The 19,468-nt window shown below is 28.4% G+C and carries 13 protein-coding genes and 2 tRNA genes; 11 read left to right on the top strand and 4 right to left on the bottom strand.

What is annotated here, in order from left to right; genetic code table 11:
* Positions 1-9 precede the first annotated feature (9 nt).
* Genes IPP08_07420 through IPP08_07410 form a run of 3 tightly spaced genes read left to right on the top strand, consistent with a single transcriptional unit; the run spans position 10 to position 3,919 of the window.
* On the top strand, positions 10-2,826 hold the full coding sequence (locus IPP08_07420; GenBank protein QQS65610.1) for a hypothetical protein: 2,817 nt from the start codon (positions 10-12) through the stop codon (positions 2,824-2,826).
* Entirely contained in the window at positions 2,823-3,221 is a 399-nt protein-coding gene (locus IPP08_07415; GenBank protein ID QQS65609.1) for a T9SS type A sorting domain-containing protein, read from the top strand. Before IPP08_07420 ends, IPP08_07415 begins: the two co-directional genes overlap by 4 nt.
* Before the next feature lie 50 nt (positions 3,222-3,271).
* On the top strand, positions 3,272-3,919 hold the full coding sequence (locus tag IPP08_07410) for a 2Fe-2S iron-sulfur cluster binding domain-containing protein (protein QQS65608.1): 648 nt from the start codon (positions 3,272-3,274) through the stop codon (positions 3,917-3,919).
* A 72-nt stretch (positions 3,920-3,991) separates the two neighbouring features.
* Here IPP08_07410 and IPP08_07405 read toward each other — a convergent pair.
* Positions 3,992-4,063: transfer RNA gene (locus tag IPP08_07405), tRNA-Glu, on the bottom strand.
* Positions 4,064-4,126: 63 nt separating this feature from the next.
* Positions 4,127-4,199: transfer RNA gene (locus IPP08_07400), tRNA-Gln, on the bottom strand.
* Positions 4,200-4,268: 69 nt separating this feature from the next.
* On the opposite strand from IPP08_07400, the gene IPP08_07395 reads away from it, so the two are divergent.
* From IPP08_07395 to aroA, 7 genes are all read left to right on the top strand, one after another.
* On the top strand, positions 4,269-5,030 hold the full coding sequence (locus IPP08_07395) for a TSUP family transporter (protein ID QQS65607.1): 762 nt from the start codon (positions 4,269-4,271) through the stop codon (positions 5,028-5,030).
* A gap of 17 nt (positions 5,031-5,047) precedes the next feature.
* Positions 5,048-5,365 carry a DUF4286 family protein gene (locus tag IPP08_07390; protein ID QQS65606.1) on the top strand — a complete coding sequence of 106 codons (318 nt, stop codon included), beginning with the start codon at positions 5,048-5,050 and terminating at the stop codon, positions 5,363-5,365.
* A 368-nt stretch (positions 5,366-5,733) separates the two neighbouring features.
* Complete coding sequence (locus IPP08_07385; protein ID QQS65605.1) at positions 5,734-9,663, top strand: SBBP repeat-containing protein; 3,930 nt, start codon at positions 5,734-5,736, stop codon at positions 9,661-9,663.
* Between the two features lie 28 nt (positions 9,664-9,691).
* Positions 9,692-11,647 carry an OmpA family protein gene (locus IPP08_07380; protein QQS65604.1) on the top strand — a complete coding sequence of 652 codons (1,956 nt, stop codon included), beginning with the start codon at positions 9,692-9,694 and terminating at the stop codon, positions 11,645-11,647.
* 225 nt (positions 11,648-11,872) lie between these two features.
* Positions 11,873-12,361 (top strand): methylated-DNA--[protein]-cysteine S-methyltransferase, encoded by a 489-nt coding sequence (locus tag IPP08_07375; GenBank protein QQS65603.1) that lies wholly within the window; start codon positions 11,873-11,875, stop codon positions 12,359-12,361.
* A gap of 363 nt (positions 12,362-12,724) precedes the next feature.
* Positions 12,725-15,511 carry an excinuclease ABC subunit UvrA gene (uvrA, locus tag IPP08_07370; protein QQS67851.1) on the top strand — a complete coding sequence of 929 codons (2,787 nt, stop codon included), beginning with the start codon at positions 12,725-12,727 and terminating at the stop codon, positions 15,509-15,511.
* 3 nt (positions 15,512-15,514) lie between these two features.
* Positions 15,515-16,819 carry a 3-phosphoshikimate 1-carboxyvinyltransferase gene (aroA, locus tag IPP08_07365; GenBank protein ID QQS65602.1) on the top strand — a complete coding sequence of 435 codons (1,305 nt, stop codon included), beginning with the start codon at positions 15,515-15,517 and terminating at the stop codon, positions 16,817-16,819.
* Here aroA and IPP08_07360 read toward each other — a convergent pair.
* Together IPP08_07360 and IPP08_07355 are read right to left on the bottom strand one after the other, a co-directional pair.
* Complete coding sequence (locus IPP08_07360) at positions 16,816-17,343, bottom strand: hypothetical protein (protein ID QQS65601.1); 528 nt, start codon at positions 17,341-17,343, stop codon at positions 16,816-16,818. The genes aroA and IPP08_07360 overlap by 4 nt on opposite strands.
* A gap of 43 nt (positions 17,344-17,386) precedes the next feature.
* Positions 17,387-18,034: an SCO family protein gene (locus IPP08_07355; protein ID QQS65600.1), complete on the bottom strand. Its 648-nt coding sequence runs from the start codon at positions 18,032-18,034 to the stop codon at positions 17,387-17,389.
* 279 nt (positions 18,035-18,313) lie between these two features.
* On the opposite strand from IPP08_07355, the gene IPP08_07350 reads away from it, so the two are divergent.
* Positions 18,314-19,435, top strand: a complete 1,122-nt coding sequence (locus IPP08_07350; GenBank protein QQS65599.1) for a histidinol-phosphate transaminase — start codon at positions 18,314-18,316, stop codon at positions 19,433-19,435.
* Positions 19,436-19,468 lie beyond the last annotated feature (33 nt).

Genomic DNA, 19,468 nt, shown 5'->3' with positions numbered 1-19,468 from the left:
ATCTTTTATTTGTTTTTACAAAATGATTTATTATCTCAAAGTTCTACTTGGTGGTATCCATTAGGTAATTTAGAAGGAACAAGAACAATAAATTCTCCAACTAAATCGCAGGTCGCAAATGATTTAACAATTAAGTGGAAATCGAGTAGATTAAGCAATTCAAAAGTTTTGTTATCAGGAAGTATAAAGGTTATAGATAATAATACACAACAAGTAATTGGACAAAATGGAGACACTATTGTTATACTAGATTATAGAGGTTATTTAAGTAAGATTGTTAATTACAAGGACTCTTTTCTTTTTGATAGATCTTTTACATATCGGTTGACTGGTTTATTTAATAGTAGATCAGAGTTACCAACCCCAATAAATAAGCCAGATTGTATTGGAATTGGAGTTGAACTTTACCAAAAAAAAGATATATTTTCTGAATCAAGACCAATGTGGTCTTTTATCGCTGATACGAATGGATCGCCATTATATAAAATACAAATTGATTCAACAAAAAATTCCAATTTTGATAACATGTTTGTTGGAATTTATCCAATGTTTGTATATACACCTAAAGGGTCTCAATTCCCAATTTCATTATCGGCTGTATCACAAGATAAATTTAAAAAAAGTGGAAATGATTCTATGATTAATGGTTTTAGATTGTTTACTTTAGATAAATTTTTTAACTCAAATTTTAGTGTTACTCAAAACTGGGAATATCCATTAGCATCTGCAACATATCCAATTACATCAAGTTTTCATATTAGTTTTTTAAACAAATTGTTTGTAGCTTTTCAAACTTCATCATATTCATTTTTACCTCCAATTTTAAAAAAACCTCCATTAGGAAAAGGTGATAGTACTTTTTCAAATGGTATGTATTCTATAGAATTACAATGTGATAGTGTGTTAAACAATAAACCAACATGGGGATTTATATCATCAAGAAAAGTTCCTAATATTGGAGATGAAAATGGGGAATCAATTAGTTATTTTATAAATTTATATAGTAATCCATCATCAATTAATGATACGCTAAAACCATATAAACTTATAACAAAAAATCATAACAATTTAAGTTCTGGTGATCCAAGCCTAATTTTAGTATCTGCTGAAAAAGATGATGGGAGCAATTTTGGATTCTTCAAAGATACTGATGCAAGAAATAAAATGTGGACAGTTGTTACTGGAAATGTTGATGGTACATTACCAGATTCTAAAAAAGATATTTTAAAATTTCCTAATAATAGAGGAGATGAAATAATAGCATCAATTTCAAATAAAAATAATGAAGATGAGTTAAATAATAAACTATATTTGTTTAGAAACAGTATAAAAGCAAAAGGATCAAATCCTGGATCATTCCATAATGTTGTTCAACAAAAATTCTCTGGTAAGCTGCATTGTTCATGTGATATTATTAAAGATGAATATGATAGAATGGAAATAATCACATCAGATAAAGATGTGTTAAATATCTTACAACTAAGGAACTATGATGACGATTCATGTCGTTATAATACTGATTTTCCCCAACCATTTAAATTGATTAAATCTTTTAAATTGGGAAGTACAATTAAAAATGTAATCGTTTCAGATTTAGATAATGATGGTGAAAATGATTTGATTGTAAACACCGAAACCAGTACTTTTTGTATTGGAAAAATTCCAAATGACAAGATTTTTTCTTATTTCAAATCTGAAAAAAATAATTATTGTTGGGGTGATAAGTTAACCTTAAAATGGAATAAAAATTATAGCCTTCCTGAAAGTGGATTTAAAATAAAGCTTAAAGGAAAAGATATAGATTCAACAATTGTTAGTAATTATTCTGTTAATAAATCTAACGATAGCATTAATTTAATTGTACCAGAAATTGAAGGTAATATTAAATATTTCATTCAAGATGAATTCCTTCCAAATCATGTAGATTCAACTATAGAAATACAGATATCTAGACCAAAAATTGAAAAAATTGTGTTTGATAAAAGTCAATATTTTGTTGGAGACAAATTAAAATATAATCTTGAATTAAGTTGTTTAGATTCTATTGTTTCAGAAGTTTCATTTGATAAAATAAATTGGAAATTAATTCCAAAAATAAATTCTAATAATAATAATGAGATTAATGTTGAATCACTTTTAGAACATAATTGCGGAAATGTAGAAAATTATTTTATATACTTTAAGTTATCAGATTCAAAAAGAAAAGCTCTTACTTATTTTGACAGTATTTTAGTTAAAACTTTAAAAAGAGAAATACTAATAGAGCCAAATTCAAATATAGAAACTCGAAAAAGATTTCTTAAATGGAATAAACAAGATTTTTCATGTGAATTTGTTAGTATTAGTATAAAAAATGATACATCTAAAACTTGGATTAAACTTAAAGATGCCCCTACAAATTTAGAAACAACTGAAATTTATTTAGATCAAAATTATATTGGTGATTATTCTTTGAAAATTTGTTGTGAGAATGTAACAACTGAATACTCAATTGTAAAAGCTCCGACTGGTCTTGATGGAGGAATTGAAACTAGTGATATGGTTGCACCTAACCCATTTAACCCATATAAAGATTATCAAGGATGTACAATTGTTTACACACCTAAATCTGATGGTGTTTTAAACTCAATCATATATGATGCGTCAGGAACGATAACTTATAAATTTAATTTTCAAGTACTTGCTAAAAATGGGAAAAAAATTGTATTAAATTGGATAGGAAAAAATTTATTTGGTGATTACGTCGCTGAAGGAACTTATATTTGTATTATAAAAGTAGGTGAAAATGAAAAAATTGTTTTGCCAATAATAGTTCAATCAAATTGAAAAATTCTAATTACATATTATCACTTTTCTATGAAGTAATTTTAGTTTTAATTTTATTGGTTTTTAATACTAATAATTTAAGTGCTCAGCATGCAATCCAATCAAGGTTAGGTGGTGGAGAACCAGTTAAAAAAGAACTTTCATCAAGTGTTAGTAGATCTTTGCTAAATGAAACAATAACTTTAAAATCTATTTTACCAGAGAATATTGTTGATGCAAAAATTTCTATTTATAATATGTTAGGTAATTTGATTGATGAACGTAACGTAATGGCTAATGAAAAGAATGAACTAACAGCTTCCTTTTCAACAAAGGGTTTTCCAAATGGTCCATATATAGTGATTCTTTTTGCTGATAATCAAAAGTCTGTTTCAAAAGTTATGATTTCTAGATAGTTTTCTAATTGATTTAACAAGCATTATTAACTAATAATTTCTTTTCAACAATGAAAATACCCGGTTTTTCATTTTGGGCTTTAGCAACCGGAGCCATAGTATTTTTACTTCTCATTGGTGTAGGAATGGAAACTCCTACTGCTATAATTATCTCATCAATTTGGTATATATTAGGTGTAGGTTCTGCTTATGCTATTTATAAGTACCACCATCCAGAATTAGATGTTGATGAGTTCTCATTTATTCCAAAAGGCTATAATGGTCCTGCACCTGAAGGTATGTGTGCAGTAACTTTTACAAACCAAGCAAGAGTCGCGTATATAACTAAAGGTGCTAACTTACGTGAAGCTGCTAAAAAGCAATTTTTTCCAATTCACTTTGGAGTGACTACAGTTACAAACTGCTTTGGAAATGGATTTTGTGGTACTTGTAGAATTACTCCAGATTCTAAAACATCAAAAAATTTAAGTGATGTTACTTGGAAAGAGAAATTTACTTTAGGTTCTGATGCTGGTAAAATTAGATTAGCTTGTCAATGTTATGTAAATAATGATTGTATTATCAGTAATAATATTGCGAAAGAATTTTCAGAAAGTCATAAATTTACAGTAATAAATGGAGCTCTAATTGGTCTGTTTTCATTAATAATGTTAGGTGTGCTTTTATGGATGGGTGGGGATATGATTAGTTTATTCTAAGTAAAAAAATATATTTAAAGAAAAATCCCGAATGTATAAATCAATCGGGATTTTTTGTTTAAAGTTTAATTGTACCGCGTACGAGAATCGAACTCGTGCTACCGCCGTGAGAGGGCGGCGTCCTAACCGCTAGACGAACGCGGCGATATATATATTATGTAGTTTTTTTAGATTCGATTTAAATTTTTTAAATATAGATATTAATTGTTGCCCCGTTAGGTTTCGAACCTAAACTCTTCTGATCCAGAGACAGACGTGTTGCCAATTACACTACAGGGCAAATTTAAACTTTGCATTTAAACAAAGTTAAGCAACAACTAATAATTTTCAAAAATTATTTTTCTTAAAAATGAAGGAAATAATTCCACTCACAATTTTTGCTTTTATCGCTGGATTTATCGATTCTATTGCAGGAGGTGGTGGCTTAATTCAATTACCAGCTCTTCTTGTTTTATGTCCTAATTATTCATTGCCACTAATTTTTGGTACAAATAAATTTTCTTCAATTTGGGGAACTCTTTTAGCTTCATATAAATATTCAAGGCATTTAAAAATAAAAATTAGTTTAATTCTTCCACCAGCAATAGCAGGTTTTGTTTTTTCCTTTATTGGAGCAAAAGCAGTTTCAATTTTATCAAAAGAATATTTACAACCGGTTATAATAATTCTACTTATAAATGTTGCAATATATACTTTCATAAAAAAAGATTTTGGTAAATTAAATATTCAAAAAAAATCACCAAAAGATGAAAAGATAATAATATTTCTATCAGGAGTAATTATTGGTTTTTATGATGGTTTTTTTGGACCTGGTACTGGAAGTTTTTTAATATTTATATTTGTTACTTTACTTGGATATGATTTTATTACATCTTCTAGTTCAGCAAAAATTATAAATTTATTTACAAATTTATCTGCGGTTTTGTTTTTTGCATTTTCGTCAAATATAAAGTATGACATAGCAATTCCAATGGCTATATCTAATGCTACAGGATCATTCTTTGGTTCACGATTAGCTGTGTTAAAAGGCAATTCATTTATTAGGATATTCTTTTTAATTATTATTTCAGCTTTAATTATAAAATTATTAATAGATACAATTATTAAATAAATTATTCAAAATACATTATGATTATCTATGAAGTCAATTTAATTGTACAGAAAAGTATTGCAACAGAATATAAAAGTTGGCTTAGTTTGCACATTAATCAAATATTACAAATTAATGGTTTTGTCTCTGCCAATTGGTATCAAATTGAATATGATGATGATTTAAATGAACACTGGTCAATTCAATACAAATTACATAACTTTTCAGATCTTCAAGATTATTTGGATAATTTTTCTAAACAATTTAGAGAAGATGGGCTAAAAAGGTTTGGAAATCAATTTACTTCAACTAGAAGAGTTTTAAAATTAATAGAAAAATTTAATTTACTAATGTAAAGTCAAAAACTCAATTTAGAACAATTTAAGACTTAGAAGAATATTTAAATAATAATAACCGAAATCAACTTTGTAAAATAGTTGATTTCGGTTTTTTTGTATAATAGTAAATCCAATTATTCAAAAAGAATCTATTATATAATATTAAAATAAAATTAATATCAGTTCTTTTTATAATCAAAGTAAAATTAATATCAAAAACAAATAATCAAAATAATAAATCACTCAATAACTCTTTTACTTCATTTACTAATTTGCTTTATATGTAAATTATCAAGTATTATAAGTTGCATCATAGTGAATTGTTCTTTTTCTATAAAGTATAAATGCAATTAACAAAATACAACAATAATTATTTAACAAAAAGTATGAAACAAAAGACCGCAAAAACCGTATTTACGGTTGCTTTACTTTCTTCTTTGTTTCTTTTACCAGTGTGTGGACAGTATTCTACTCCACAAAAAAATTCTCAGGTTAAAGGAAACTCTAGAACTAATTTGTTTATTGAAAACAAAGGTCAGTGGGGAAGTAAAGCATTGTTCTTAATACAAGAGCAGGGATTAGATATGTGGGTTACATCAAAAGGGATGGTTTATGATGTTTATGGAATTTCTAATTCAAATGGAAAAATTAAAAGAACTGGTGATGTAGTTGAAATGAATTTTTCAGGAAGTAATGAACCTAGAGTAAAAACTTTAACTCAAAAAGATTTCAAGTTTAATTACTTTATTGGAAATAATCAAACTAATTACATTAAAGATGTAAAAGTGTTTGAAGAAGTTCAGCTTCAAAATATGTATGAAAAAATTTCCTCAAGATATTATAGAGAAAATGGTAAAGTTAGATATGATATAATTTTAGATCCTGGTGCTGATCCATCTAAGATAAGAATGTCTTTCAAAGGTAATGAAAAAATTGGTTTACTAAATGACAAGTTAAATGTAATTACAAAACATGGTGTAATTTCTCAAGATGGTCTATTTGCTTATCAAGTTATTGATGGTCTAAATCAAAAAGTAAATTGTAAATATAAAATTAATAATGATGGAAGTATTGGTTTTAACATATCAAATTACAATCAAAACCTTCCTGTAATTATTGATCCACTTGTTTCCTCATCGTATATTGGTGGAGTTGGAAATGACTTTGCAAATTCTATTGCAACTGATGGTAACTACAATACATATGTATGTGGTACAACTTATTCTCCAAGTTTCCCAGTTACTTCAGGAAGCTACGATCAAACAAAAGATAATAATTATGATGTATTTGTTTCAAAATTTAACTCAATAGATGATAATTTAATTTATTCAACATTTATTGGTGGGAATAGTTCCGAATCTGGCTTAGGAATAGCTATAGATAATAATGGTGATGCATTTGTTACAGGTAACACAAGTTCAAACAATTTTCCTGTATCATTAACTGCTTATGATAAAACTCAAAATGGAGGATCTGATGCATTTATTGCTAAGTTAAACCCAAATGGAAATGAATTATTATACTCAAGTTACATTGGGGGTGCTAAAAATGATGAGGGGACTAGTATTTCAATTGATAAAAATAATTGTCCTTATGTTGCTGGTAAAACTGAATCTATAGATTTTCCAACTTTAAATGGATATGATAATTCATTCAATAGTGGTGGTGATGATGGATTCATTTCAAAATTTAGTAATACTGGTAACAATTTGATTTATTCAAGTTATTTAGGCGGATCTGATCGTGATGTAATTAGTTCAATTAAATTATTTGGAAATGAAGCAATTGTAACGGGATATACTTATTCAACTAATTTCCCAGTTTCTTCAACAAGTTATGATCAAACCTCAAATGGATATAGTGATGGATTCATTACAAAATTAAATGCTGCGGGCAACAATATAATTTATTCTACTTTATTTGGTGGTGAAGGATATGATGAAAGTAAATCATTAGTTTTAGATGGAAATGGGTCTGCTATTGTTTGTGGGAGAACATCTTCTTCAAACTTCCCAACTACCGCAGGTGCATTTGATAATTCTTTAAATGGTGCTGAAGATGCATTTATTTTAAGAATAAATGCTAACGGAACTTCTTTAATTTATTCTACATTTATTGGGGGTTTGAAAGATGAAGTTGCAAATGGAGTTAATTTAGATCAGAATGGAAATGTTTATATTGTAGGTCAAACAAATTCTGTTAATTTCCCTACAACTCCAGATTCTTACTTAAGTACCATACAAGGTGGAACAGATGGATTTATTATAAAGTTAGATTCAAATGCAACTGCTCTTAAATATGGAACATATTTTGGGGGAACTAAAGAAGATGTAATGACTTCTATTGCTTTGACTAATTGTGGTATTCCTAAAGTAATTGGTTTTACTACTTCAGATAATTTTCCAACTTCATTAAATGGTTATGATTTAACTTTTAATGGTGAATATGACGCATTTATTTCAACAGTAAATTTAAGTTCATTAAAATTACTAACACCTCAACCTGGAGAGCATTTATGCACTAATTCTTTTTATGAAATTAAATGGAAAAGTAGTAATGTCTCATTTGTAAAAATTGAATTATCAACTGATGAAGGAAGAACTTTCACTTCAGTTATTTCACCTAGTACAGCAGGAGATGATGGTGTATTCAAATGGAATATTCCAATTAGTCAATCTGGTGGAAATAATTTTAGAATTAGAATCAGTGATTTATGTGGGAGCAATTTAAGAGATACAAGCATAGCAAATATATTTATTGATGCTCCTATAAAAGTTGTTGCAAGCCCATTGGGACGTAATTCGTGTCAAGGTGAAACTATTAAGTTATTAGTGAGAGCAACTGGCATAGACTTGAAATACCAATGGAGAAGAAATGGTGTTAATATCGATGGGGCAACAGATTCAGTTTTTCAAATTAAGAATGCATCTATTAGTGATGAAGGTAAATATGATGTTATTGTTATAAATAATTGTGGAACCGATACTAGCAAAGTTGCAATTATAGGTGTAATGGTAACTCCAGTTATAACAAATATTCTAAAAGACGATAAAGTTTGTCTGGGTCAGCCAATGTCACTAAATATTAGTACTTCTGGTAGTGGATTGTCATATCAATGGAGAAAAAATGGAGTATTAATTTCTGGAGCAACTGATTCAGTTTATATAATTAAATCTGTAAAATTAAATGATGCTGGCAAGTATGATGTAATTGTTGGGAATGGTTGTGGAAGCTCAGTTACAAGTAATATAGCAAATATTATTACTGGAAATGCTAAAGTAGATGCACCTTCACTTATGGATTTTGGTAAAGTTTCAATTGATTTGAAATATAGAGATGTTGATGTAATTGTTAAAAATTCAAACATTGAAGCTATTAAATTTGAGAGAATTGAATCATTAACCGAACCATTTAGTGTTGTTTTAGTATCACCTCAAATACCTGCAATGATTGCACCAAATCAAATATTATTATTAAGGGTAAGATATACTTCAACTGGTGTTTCAGGGACTTTTAATGATACTTTAAAAGTTCATACATCATTACCTTGTAGTGGATTAATAAATGTACCACTTAAAATAACTGTGGGAGATTTGATAGATACTAATGGAACTCAAGGAGTTAGATTACAAATGCCTAAAATGACTATTAGCGTTAAACAAGCAACTCCAGTTGGAATTCCAATAGTTTACGCATCACCATCAGAAAAACCAGAAGGTGCTACTTCACTTGAAATGGATATTGCTTTTAATCCAAAAGTTATGATGCCTTCCGATTTGGAAATTGCTTCTACTTTTAAGGAAACATCAAAACCAGATAGTGCAATTGTACATGTTAAAATTTCTCCAGTACCAATGACTGGAACATTAGGAAAGATAAATATGTATCCATTGTTAACCTCAGATTCATCTTCAATGTTTAAAGTTGTTTCATATCAATGGGAGGGAGTAAATCCTGTTACAACTATTATTGATGGTGAGATTAAATTGAAGGATGTATGCACTCATGGAGGTATTCGCGATGTATTTATTCCAGATGGTGTTGGTCCAAAACTTTTGAAAATTGCACCTAATCCAGCTGTTCATAATTTGAACATTGATTTTATACCGACTGAATCTGGTGAAACTACAATTTCAATGTACAATTTACATGGATATGAAGTTGATAGAGTTAAAGATTTTGTTGATATGACTAATGGATCTAATACAGTAAGAAGTGTTCAGTTTAATGTTAGTAATTTATCAAGTGGAGTTTATATGATAATTGCAAGAAGTAGATCTGGTGCAACTCGTGATATGGTAACGGTTGTTAAGTAATTTTATCAAAAAAAATTAAAAAATAATAATGAAATATAAAAAACTTATACGCCGAACAACAACATTTGCAATATGTTTAACGGCATTTATTAATGAAGGACTTGCACAAAAACCTACATCGGTTTATCCAAAGTCAACAAATACTCAAACTCCTGTAAAAAATGAAAATGAAAAACAATGGAAATTAACTTCTAAAATTGAAGATGAAGAAAATGTTCAAAGTAGATTACATGGAGTTTCGTTAGGCATTCATGCAGGAATTAATGTAAATACACATAGTACAAATTTTAATTCTTTAAGTGGAGTTCCAAATTGTTGCACTAGCTATAATACTGGGTTACAAGGAAATGGAATAGCAGCTGGGATTGTAGTTGATTTGCCTATAACTGAACTTTTAGGAGTTCAAGTGAAAGGAACATATTCAGATCTTTCTGGAGAAACTACTATAAGAGAATTTATTGGTCAAAAGTGGATTGACAACAAACCAATGCCGGTTAACGTTAATCATAATTTGATTTCTGATATTAAAGTTATTTCAATTGACCCAATTTTGAATATTAGACCTTTTAAGTATCCACTTGATTTTAATGTAGGTTTGTCTTTTGGAAATGTAATCACTCATAATGCTATTCAAAGTGAAGTTATAGCTACTCCAAATTTTTTGTTTACAGATACAACTAGCTCAAGAAACAATTACTCTGGTGAAATTCCAAATGCAAACAATTTTTTTAGTGCTGGAATTTTAGGAGTAGGTTATGAAATTATGTTATCTGAAAATCTATTTATCCAACCAGAAATTCAATATTCACTTCCATTTACAAATGTTGCAAATGGTTTAGATTGGAATGCAGCTTCACTTAGATTTGGTAGTGCATTAAAGTTTTCATTTGGTGGGATTTCTCCATTAGATTTTGATGGTGATGGAATAACAAATGAAGAGGAATCACGTTATGGCACTAATCCAAAAGATATAGATAGTGATAATGATGGACTTAGTGATGGAGATGAAATTAAAAAATACTATACAAATCCAAGAAATCCAGACACAGACAATGATGGCTTGATTGATGGTAAAGAGGTTAATTTCTTTGGTACTATGCCAAAAAATGCTGATACAGATTCAGATGTATTGTTTGATGGTGACGAAATTAATATTTTTAAAACTGATCCAAAATCTGCAGATACAGATAATGATGGTTTAGATGATGGTAAAGAAATTCGAACATATCTAACAGATCCATTAAATCCAGATACAGATGGAGATGGTCTTACTGATGGTCAAGAAGTTACTAGAAAAACTGATCCAAAAAAAGTTGATACTGATGGTGATGGATTAGAAGATGGACGTGAAGTCTCTATTTTCGGAACTGATCCAACAAAAGTTGATACAGATGGAGATAAATTATCTGATGGACAAGAAGTAAATACTTTTAAATCTGATCCACTAAAAAAAGATACTGATGGTGATGGTGTAATTGATGGTGATGATTTGTGCCCATTAATTGTTGGAACAATTGCCAACCAAGGATGTGTTAACAAACCTGTTACTGAAAAAGAAATTAATCCATTAGATAAAAAAGGATCTAGGTTAAGCTTTAATGAAATATATTTTTTAGTTAACTCAGATAAATTTGATATGGAAAGACAAGGGACAATTAATGATTTAACAAAATTAGCTGAATTCTTAAAACAATGTGATCAACAAAAAGTTGTTATTGAAGGGCATACTTCTAAAGATGGTAAAGCAGAACAAAACCAATCATTAAGCGAAATGAGAGCAGAATCAGTTCGTAGATGGCTTATTGATCAAGGTATTGAAAATACTAAGATTCAGGGTATAATTGGTTATGGAAGTAGAAGACCAGCAGTTTCAGAACCAGACCCAAAATCAGCATCTACTAAATCAATGGACAAAGTAAAGCTAGATAATATCAGAAAGAAAAACAGAAGAATAACTGTTCAAGTTATTAAAGGATGTGATTAAGTTTAATATTATTAGGTTATAATTTTCCGATATTTTCTTTGCGGTCTTTATCGGAATCAAAAAGGAGAATTTTATAGGGGAGAGTTCCTTATATCAGTCTCCTTTTTTTATTTTAAAGCTAATTTTAAATTTGAATAAACTAAAATTAACTATTACTTTTGTTTTTTAAGAATGATTATCTTTCATTAGGTAATTAGCATGTATATTAAAACTAAATTATAATAATTGAATTCTTTTGTTGCATATATTGAGTCGCCAATAGGAATATTAGAAATTAAAGGGAATGTAACTTTAGTAAATTCTGTTCTTTTTGTAAATAATAAAGGTTTGGAAAGCGATGATTTACCATTTAACATTTTAGAATGTAAAAGGCAACTAAGAGAGTATTTTGATGGTTCGAGAAGAATTTTTACTATAAATGCTGAACAGAAGGGTAGCCCTTTTCAACAGATTGTATGGAGACAGCTACGTGAAATTCCTTACGGTAAAAAAATTAGTTATTTACAAATTGCAAAGCAAATTGCTAATGAAAAAATTGTTAGAGCTTTAGGGAATGCAAATGGAAAAAATAAGATATTTATATTAATTCCTTGTCATAGAGTTGTAGGAACAGATGGTTCATTAGTTGGTTACGCAGGGGAACTTTGGCGTAAAGATTGGCTATTAAAACATGAGGCAAGGTTTGCATTTGGTATGAATTCTTTGTTCGATTAAAAAATTAATTCTAGTATATTTTAGAAATTTAATTGTGAAATATAAACTATATTTAAAGTCCCAGTAAGATTTATATTTAAGTTCTTACTGGGATTTTAATATAAATCAAATTAAATTTTCTTAATCTATGATAAATATATTGTTAATTTTATTTTAAAATGTTTAAGTATTAATTACGAATTTAATTCTGTTAAGTGTACTTAATTTTGTGTTATAAATATTTAAGTTAAATCTAAAGTGATAGAAAAAAAAAATATTAAATCACGGGTTACTACAAGAAAAAGTAAGAATAAAGTAGCTGAAATCGATTTGAATAATACAACTTCTGATTCAAACTATCTTCATCCAAAAACTACATTATCAATCCGTAAAGCTAGAGTTCATAATTTAAAAGATATATCAATAGATATTCCAAAGAATAGATTAGTTGTTATAACTGGAGTATCAGGTTCTGGTAAATCATCCTTAGCTTTTAATACTATTTATGCTGAAGGACAAAGAAGATATGTAGAATCTTTATCTTCTTATGCAAGGCAGTTCTTATCAAGAATGACTAAACCTGATGTTGAAAGCATTACTGGGTTAGCTCCTGCAGTTGCCATAGAGCAAAAAACTTCTATAAAAAATGCTCGTTCAACTGTTGGTACAGCAACTGAAATATATGATTATTTAAGATTATTATTTGCAAGGATTGGTAGAACATATTGCAAAAATTGTAATATTGAAATAGTAAAAGATTCTCCAAGAACAGTACAAAGTTATATTCAAACATTAGTTCAAAATTCAAGGTTCTATATACTTTTTCCAATCGATATACTTTCTAATCTTACAATAGAACAAGAGTTCGAAAGGCTTAAAGCAAAAGGTTTTTTTAGAATTATTAAAAAAGGAGAAACGCAAATAATTGATTTAAATGAAGAAGAGAATATCAATATAAGTAGAGAAGATATTCTAGTTTTAGTAGATAGAATTGTTTTAGATTTAGAAGAATCAACTTTAACCAGAATTGCGGATGGAATTGAAATTGCATTTAGAGAAGGGGATGGAATAGCTATTATTGATACTTTAGATAAAGTTCTAAAAAGGTTTAGCACTAGGTTTGAATGTAGCAATTGTGGTTCTCTTTACAAAGAACCTACAATTCAAATGTTTAGTTTTAATAATGCAATTGGGGCATGTAAAAAATGTGAAGGTTATGGTAAAAGTTTTGGTGTTGATTATGATTTAGTTATTCCAGATAAAAGGAAATCAATAAGTGAAGATGCAATTCATCCAATCTCAATGCCTTCTTTATCTAAGTACAAAAACGAACTTCTCAAAATGTGTAGAAGAGAAGAAATCAATATTGATGAACCATTTTCATGGCTTACAAAGGGTGAGCTTGACTTAGTTATGAATGGAACAGAAGATTATATTGGTGTTACTCCATTAATGAAAAAATTAGATAAAGATTCTAGTTCAAATATGCAATCAAGATTCATGGCTGCTAAATATAGAGGTTTAACTACATGTAGTAATTGTGAAGGTTCTAGGTTATCTGAAGAAGCAAATCAAGTATTTATTAATAATTATAGAATTTCCGATGTTGCTCAAAATACAATAGAAAATGCAATCATTTGGTTCAACAAATTGAAAATCTCGAATACTGATCTTGAAATTTCTATTAGGATTATTGAAGAAATTTCAAAAAGATTAAGTTATTTAAATAACGTTGGAATAGGGTATTTAACTTTAGATAGATTAAGCCATACTCTTTCTGGAGGAGAATCGCAAAGGATAAATTTAGCAACATCTATTGGCTCTGCACTAGTAGGTGCTATGTACGTTCTAGATGAGCCATCTATAGGGCTTCATCCTAGAGATACCCATCGACTGATTGATACATTAAAAAAGCTTAGGGATATTGGGAATACTGTTATTGTTGTTGAACATGACTCTGATATAATTAGTAAAGCAGATTTTGTTATAGATATGGGACCAAAGGCTGGAGAGAAGGGGGGTGAAATTGTTTCATTTGGTACTCCACATGAGATTACAAATTCTGGTTCTTTAACAGGTGAGTATCTTAATAATAATAAAAAAGTTGGGTTACATGAAAAACGAAAAATTGAAAATCAACTTTTTATTTCATTAGAAAATGTTAATATAAATAATTTAAAAAATGTAAATGTAAAGTTCCCTTTAAATCAATTAGTTGTAATTACAGGTGTTTCTGGTTCTGGTAAATCATCATTAATTCATGGTGCTCTTTTCCCTGCAATTGCTTATCACATGGGGTTGCAAGGTAAAATGCCAAACTCTGTTGAAGTCATATATGGATATGAGAAATTGAAATCTGTAGAGATGATTGATCAAACTCCAATTGGTAGAACTTCAAGATCTAATCCAGCTACTTATGTTGGTGCTTTCGATGTAATTAGAGATATTTTTAGCAACACAAATTTTGCAAAAAGCAATGCATGGAAAAGTGGTTACTTCTCATTTAATGTACCAGGTGGTAGATGTGAAGTTTGTCAAGGTGAAGGAACTATAACAGTTGAAATGCAGTTTTTAGCAGATTTAAAATTACAATGTGAATCTTGTAAAGGTAAAAGATTTAAATCTGAAGTTCTAAAATGCGAGTTGAATGGAAAAAATATTGTTGATGTTTTGAACATGACTGTAAGTGAAGCTTTAATATTTTTTAAAGAATTTAAAAGAGTAGTTAATAGATTAAAACCCCTTGAAGATGTTGGTTTAGGGTATGTTAGGCTAGGTCAACCAGCAACAACATTGTCTGGTGGTGAAGCTCAAAGGGTTAAAATTGCAACTCAACTTGCAGATTCTTCAAGTAGTATTACAACAGGTATGTCATCAAATAACAAAACACTTTTTATATTAGATGAACCTACCACAGGATTACATTTTGATGATATAAATACATTAATGATTTCATTCTATTCACTTTTAAATGCAGGTCATTCCGTAGTAATTATTGAACATAATCTTGAAGTAATAAAAAATGCAGATTGGATTATTGACATTGGTCCGGAAGCAGGTGATAAAGGTGGTGAAATACTTTTTGAAGGTAAACCTGAAGATATTGTAAATTGTGAAAAAAGTTATACAGGACATTATTTAGAATTAAATTCCAATAAATTTAAAAATTAGATAATGAATATAAAATTATTTCCATTTTTGAAGCCTATAAAAAAAACATTTCACCCTCCTTCAGATAAATCAATTACTCATAGAGCATTATTTTTTGGTGCTGTTAATAAAGGTAGAACAATTATTAAATATCCTTTGATAAGTGGTGATACAAAATCAACAATAAATGTATTAAAAAAATTAGGAATTAAAATAATTTTAATTGGAAATTATTTAATTGTTGATAACAAAAATAATTTTGTAAGTCATGAAGAATACATTGAACTTGACTGTGGAAACAGCGGAACTACAGCTAGATTATTATGTGGATATATTTCTACTCGAAATGGAAATTTTGTTATTACAGGTGATGAGTCACTAACAACCAGACCAATGAAAAGAGTTGTGGATCCACTAAAGAAGTTAGGAATTAATATACGTTCAACAAATAATTCTTTACCAATTTATATTGAAAATTCTTCATTAACTAAATATGAAAATATATTATCAACATTCGATGTTTCTTCTGCTCAGGTATACACATCATTAGTATTAAGTTCATTATATACAAATTGTAAAATTCAAATATTTAGAACTAAGCCAATGAGAAATCATACTGAGCTAATGCTAAAGAATTTTGATATTAATGTAGAAAAGATAAAATCAGATAATGTTGAATATGATTTAATTTCACCAAAAATAATTAGTGGAAATTATAGTATTAATGTTTGTGGAGATCCTTCAAGTGCTGCATTTCTTATTGCTTTAGGTTTGTTAGTTAAAGGATCAGATATTTATATTGAAAATGTAAATGTAAACCCAACAAGAATAACTTTTGTAAATGTATTAATCAAAATGGGAGCAGATATATCTATTATTAACACATATGTTGTTAGTAATGAATTAATTGGAAGTATTCATGTTAAGTACACAGAAAATTTGAATGGAATTGTATTAAATGACTCAAATAAAGTTTCTGAAATGTTAGATGAGATTCCTATATTTTCTTTAATAGCAACTCAAGCAAAAGGTACAACTAAAATTGAAGATGTTGGAGAACTTAGATTTAAAGAAAGTGACAGAATTAAATCAATTGTTGAATTGTTTAAAAGCCTAGGAGTAACTATAATTGAACTAAGTAATGGGTTGAAAATTGAAGGAGATCAAACTATACTAGGTGGGGTAGTAGAATCTAACAATGATCATAGAATTGTGATGACTGCTGCAGTAGCAAGTTCAATTGCTATAAATGGAATCGAAATTAAAGATTCACATATTGCAGAAGTATCTTATCCAAATTTTTTTGATATATTTAAGAATTATGATTAAAAATGATCTGATTGATTTCTAAACAAAATATTAAAAGTTGTCAATGAACCATAACATCTAGTAATATAGCTTTGCAATTCAATTTTTTCTGATTCGGAAAATTTATCATGAGAATTAATTTTTTGTTCTAAAACCCTTAGATTATTTCTCATCATAACAATTTTATGAAAGAAAACTTCAATATCAATTTCTTTTGGTTTTAAATCTAAATTTGAGGATTGAATTATTAATTTACCATTTTCCCATCTTGAAAGTAATAAATCAGAAACAGATTCAACCTCAATTCCTAATCTTGAAATTATCGAATCAACAGTTTTGGAAATAATTAATTCAATTGGTTCTTTTAAAGATGTTATCTCTATCATTGTTGTGGCAGGTGTAATACCACTTGATTCTGGAGAAATAATTTTTCTTCCAAAATCAAATGTAACATCAGCAGTTAGTCTTGACAAACTTTCAACAATTCCTTCACCATATGTAGGATGAATTATTTTCATTCCAATTCTTAATTCTTCAATTTGCATAATACTAATTAAAATTTTAAAATAATAATTTCAACTTTACAAATTAACTTTCCCTAAGCATTACACCAACATCATTTATAAGTTTTGCATGGAATTCAGGTTCTTCGCTATTATAATATCCTCGAATATGACCTTTCTTATCCACTAGAACAAATTTCACAGAGTGAATAAAGTCATCACCATCAACTGCAGTAGAATCTTTTTCTAAAGTCATTTTAAAACCTTGTTTGGCAAGTTTCTGTGTTTCATCATAAGTCCCTCTAACAAAGAGCCAATTATCTTTAGCTCCCATTTTGTCAGCATAAGCTTTTAAAAGCTCTGGAGTGTCTGTTTCCGGGTCAACAGTTATAGAAACTAATTTTACATCACCTTTTGTTTTTGAGATAGACTTTTGTATTTCAGCCATTTTCTCAGACATAAGAATACAAGGACCATGACAAGTTGTAAAAATAAAATTTACAACCCAAACTTTACCCTTTAACTGATCAGGACCAATTGTACTTCCATTTCGTTCTTCAAAATTAAATTTAGGTAAAGCACCAAAATCGGTTAATTTATTTTCATTAGCAATTCTATCTTCTTGTACACTTTTAAGCCAAACAAATCCGGCCAAAGAAAGAGCAGCAATAAATGAGAAAAGAAATATAAATACTCCTTTTGAGTTAGTTTTTTGTTCAACAGTATTTTCCATAAAAGTTTAGACGAAAAAATAATTTATATATTTCACTTTCAAATCACTAAAATTGTACAAAAATTTGACAAAAAATATTTGACGAAAAATATTTGACAAAAAATATGGAATTATATGAGAATTTATGAATTTTTACAAAGTTAATAAAAACTATTAAACAACTATAATTCAAGAAGGATCAAGACTATTTAATTGAATTTTAATAATTTGTTCTAAGGTAAAAAAAAAATTTAATAAAATTCTTTAAATAAATTAGTCACTTTGTTATTTTTGCGGCTTATGTCAGAATACAACCAACAACTAGTATCAGTACCTCAACATATTGCTCAATTATCAGCATATACACCAGGGAAATCTCCAGAAGATATTGAAAGAGAATTTGGTATAAAAGGTACTATCAAATTAGCTTCAAATGAGAATCCTATAGGAGCTTCACCAAAAGCAATTAAAAAAATAAAAAATTCGCTTGCAAATCTAGAACTATATCCAGATGGTGGATTGTCATTAAGAAAAAAAATTGCTGATAAATATGTTATTAAATTCGAAAATGTAATTTGTGGTTCAGGAAGTGAATCTGTTTTATCTTGTGCTTTAAGAGCATTTTTAGATGAAGAAGATGAAATATTATCATCTTCGGGAACATTTATTGGTTTTCAAGTTTTAGCCAAAATGTCAGGGAAAAAAACTCATTTAATACCACAGAAAAATTATACATTTGACTTAAACGGAATTTATAAAAAAATAAATGATTCAACAAAAATTATCTATTTATGTAATCCTAATAATCCTACAGGCACAGCTTTTACAATAGATGAATTAGAGGGTTTTATGACAAAAGTGCCGAATAATATTTTAGTTATTTTAGATGAAGCATATTTTGAATATTCAAATGGTTGGCCAGATTACCCTGATTCTATGCATTACAGATGGGATAATGTTTTAACACTAAGATCTTTCTCAAAAGTATATGGTTTAGCTGGTATTAGAATTGGATATGGTATGGCACATTCTGATATTATAAGTAAACTTATGAAAGTGAAGTTACCATTCGAACCAAGCAGCCTTGCTAGTGCAGCTGGAATTGCTGCTTTAGATGATAATGAATTCTTGCAAAAGTCGATTGAACTTAATAGGTTATCTTTGAAATATTTTCATTTTCATTTTGAAAGATTAGGTTTAAAATACACTCCAAGCATTGCTAATTTTGTAATGATTGATTTCAATGTTTCAGAATTAGCACATAAAATTCATTTTGGATTATTGAAACAGGGAATAATAACAAGACCTTTAGATGCATTTGGTTTGCCACATTGTATAAGAATATCAACAGGCACATTAGAACAAAATGAGAAATGTATTGCTGCTTTAGAAGCAGTTTTGGAGCATGAGCATTTTCATTAAAAAAATGAAAAATATTTTCAAGTTTTATTTAAA

It is taken from the genome of Chlorobiota bacterium (assembly GCA_016700335.1).
In the GTDB taxonomy this organism is placed as follows: domain Bacteria; phylum Bacteroidota; class Ignavibacteria; order OLB7; family OLB7.
This window is presented reverse-complemented; position numbering and strand designations above follow the sequence as displayed.

Coding starts and splice junctions, on each gene's coding strand:
- IPP08_07410 (QQS65608.1), top strand. CDS start 3,272: ATGAAAATACCCGGTTTTTCATTTTGGGCTTTAGCAACCGGAGCCATA.
- IPP08_07395 (QQS65607.1), top strand. CDS start 4,269: ATGAAGGAAATAATTCCACTCACAATTTTTGCTTTTATCGCTGGATTT.
- IPP08_07390 (QQS65606.1), top strand. CDS start 5,048: ATGATTATCTATGAAGTCAATTTAATTGTACAGAAAAGTATTGCAACA.
- IPP08_07385 (QQS65605.1), top strand. CDS start 5,734: ATGAAACAAAAGACCGCAAAAACCGTATTTACGGTTGCTTTACTTTCT.
- IPP08_07380 (QQS65604.1), top strand. CDS start 9,692: ATGAAATATAAAAAACTTATACGCCGAACAACAACATTTGCAATATGT.
- aroA (QQS65602.1), top strand. CDS start 15,515: ATGAATATAAAATTATTTCCATTTTTGAAGCCTATAAAAAAAACATTT.
- IPP08_07360 (QQS65601.1), bottom strand. CDS start 17,343: ATGCAAATTGAAGAATTAAGAATTGGAATGAAAATAATTCATCCTACA.
- IPP08_07355 (QQS65600.1), bottom strand. CDS start 18,034: ATGGAAAATACTGTTGAACAAAAAACTAACTCAAAAGGAGTATTTATA.
- IPP08_07350 (QQS65599.1), top strand. CDS start 18,314: ATGTCAGAATACAACCAACAACTAGTATCAGTACCTCAACATATTGCT.